The sequence below is a fragment of the Stenotrophomonas sp. P5_A9 genome, from assembly GCF_056400525.1.
In genome coordinates this window covers 1-2,087 of record NZ_JBFULC010000137.1, presented here as the reverse complement: position 1 = coordinate 2,087, position 2,087 = coordinate 1, and the positions used below count along the sequence as shown (strand labels likewise).

Here is a 2,087-nt window from a genome sequence, read left to right as displayed (position 1 = left end):
GTCGAGGGTCGGGGCGCGTGGGTWGGCRGGACCGTCAGGCGCCATGGAKGGCGCCTGCGAGCCCCCAATGGTGGGTTTACGGCGTGTCCTGCCTGCCCATGCGGCCCGACCCAGGGCAGTACCCCTGCAGCAGCGCGCTTCGGCTCTTCAGCTCACCGCTCCAGAACCGAACCCCGTAAAGTCGACCTGGGAGCAACGAACATCCACACCGCGATGGCGGAACACGCGCGCCGGTGCATCTGGATTGTTCAGGGGGGTACGAAACATCGCCGCTCATGTTCACTTTCACGGGGAAGTATCCATGCGTTCGTACAAGTTGCAGCCATTGGCCCGCGCCATCCGCGGAGGCCTGATGGTGTCGGTGCTGGGCATGGTCACGCCCGCGCTGGCACAGCAGGCCAGTTTCGATATTGCCGGGGGGCGTATCGAAGACGCATTGCCGGAGTTCGCGCGACAGGCGGGGATCCAGATCATCAGCCCGGCCGTCGGCGACCGCGAAAAAGCCGCTGCCGTCCCCGCGCTCAAGGGCCAGATGGACGCCCGTCAGGCGCTGGGCCAGCTGTTGGCCGGGACCGGGCTCAGTGTGGCCTCCGATGATGGCCGTACCATTACACTGCGCGCCGATCGTCCGCTGCTCGCCTCCTTGGGTTCGGGCGCGCTGCTGGCTGCGCAGTCCTCGGCCAGCACCGTCGCCGCCGAGCCGCCGCCGGCCGAACCGGCCCGCGATGTGCCGGTCACGCTTGATTCGGTCACTGTCGTCGGCACCCAGATCAAGGGCGCAAAAACCGCTGCCCTGCTGCCGGTCGCCACGCTCCAGGCCGAACAGATCGAGGCCACCGGCGCGGTATCCGGCGACGAGTTGTACCGCTCCATTCCGCAGATGGGCGATGTGTCCTTCAGTGGCACCAACGGCGGCAACAGCTCCAACTACGCACGCGGCGACATCGCCTCGGTCAACCTGCGCGGCCTGGGTGTGGGCAACACGCTGCTGCTGATCAACGGCCGACGCACCGTGGTCCACCCCACCAGCCAGGCCGACGGCAACCTCGTCCCGGTGCTGACCTACAACGCCAATACCGTCCCGGTCGCCAACCTGCGTCGCGTTGAAGTCCTGCTCGACGGCGCGGCGGCCATCTACGGCACCGACGCGGTGGCCGGCGTGGTCAACAACGTGCTGCGCGACGACGTCCACGGCGGCACCATCAGCGTGCAGCGTGGGATCGGCGAGGGCACCAATCTGCGCGATCTGGGCATCAATGGCCTGGTTGGCAGGAATTCCGACGACCTGCGCAGCAATGTCACCCTGGCGTTCAATTACTACACCACCACCGGCCTGAACTCGCTGGACCAGGACTGGACCCGCAGCGCTGACCGCGCCGCCGATTTCGTCGGCACCCCGTTCGAAGGGCTCAGCGGCACCGACAACCGCAACAGCAACAGCCCGTGGGGCAACTTCACCGCGATCGGTCCGCGCGTGCGCCAGGGCACCACCTTCCTGACCACCGCCGCCGGCGCGTTCCATGTACAGCCCGGTACCAACGAAGGCTGCAACGCCAGCCTTGGCCAGGGCCTGTGCGTGCAGTCCGGCAGCAAGGCCACCGCCGGCGCCGACCGTAACCTGTTGGACAACCAGCAGGCGCAGTTCCCGCTGTCGATCACCCCGGACGTGCGCCGGGTCAACCTGTTCCTGACCGGCAAGCATGATTTCGACAACGGCATCACCGCTTTCGGCGAAGCTGGCTGGTACCAGTCGGAGGCGCGCAGCCTGCAATCGGGCGTCAACACCATCGCCGCGCTGCCGATGACCGTGGCTGCCAGCAATTACTGGAACCCCTTCGGTGCCACCCGCCTGCCCGACGGCAGCGTCAACCCGAACCGGCTGGCCAATCTCAACGTCGCCGCAGGCGGTATTCCGGTCAGCATCAGCAGCTACCGCTTCGAGCGTCCTACCCAGATCGAGGTGAAAAACACACAGCTGCGTGCGCTCGGCGGCCTGCGCGGATTCCACTTCGGCTTCGACTGGGAAACGGCGGCGCTGTATTCCAAGGCCAAGGTGGTGGACACCCAGGATGCGGTCAGCATGACCC

Annotated in this window: 1 protein-coding gene; it reads left to right on the top strand. The window is 66.9% G+C overall.

The window, feature by feature from the left end; all coding sequences use genetic code 11:
• Window positions 1-301: 301 nt before the first annotated feature.
• Window positions 302-2,087 (top strand): TonB-dependent receptor plug domain-containing protein (locus AC1DR7_RS20250; protein ID WP_478076667.1); only part of this gene is annotated, 1,786 nt, incomplete at its 3' end.